This window comes from Pseudomonas sp. 2822-17 (genome assembly GCF_002742485.1).
Lineage (GTDB): Bacteria > Pseudomonadota > Gammaproteobacteria > Pseudomonadales > Pseudomonadaceae > Aquipseudomonas > Aquipseudomonas cyclaminis.
On the sequence record NZ_LJRZ01000334.1, the window covers coordinates 1 to 364 of the forward strand.

Consider the following 364-nt stretch of genomic DNA (forward strand, 5'->3'; position numbering starts at 1 on the left):
ATAGTAATGATGTCGGTACCGAAGGAGAGTCTTATTGGGGGAACCTTCGAATTTCTGCTGATTCATGAGGGAACTCTGTAGATATTTTAGGTGCAGAAGAATTGACAATGGAAATCATTGTAGAGAATCCCACGACAGTAGCAGTTGCTGCCATACCCCAAAGCAGTAGTTATGGATGGGCAAACCCTGCTAAGAATTCAATTGTGGAACCAAACGACTTTGAAGAAACTGGAGATGGATTATATAAAGCTAAACTAACAATTACACATGAACACTCTCCTAATCTAGCAAACTTAGCTACTGATCCTGAGGGTAGTGTGTTAAATAACATTATCTTATTTATCGGAACAGAAGGCGCTGATGT

General features: G+C 39.8%; 1 protein-coding gene. It reads left to right on the top strand.

Annotated elements, in window-relative coordinates; translation table 11 throughout:
- Positions 1-107: 107 nt before the first annotated feature.
- On the top strand, positions 108-364 hold a 257-nt coding region (locus tag AOA60_RS08355; protein ID WP_256592812.1), incomplete at its 3' end, for a carbohydrate-binding domain-containing protein.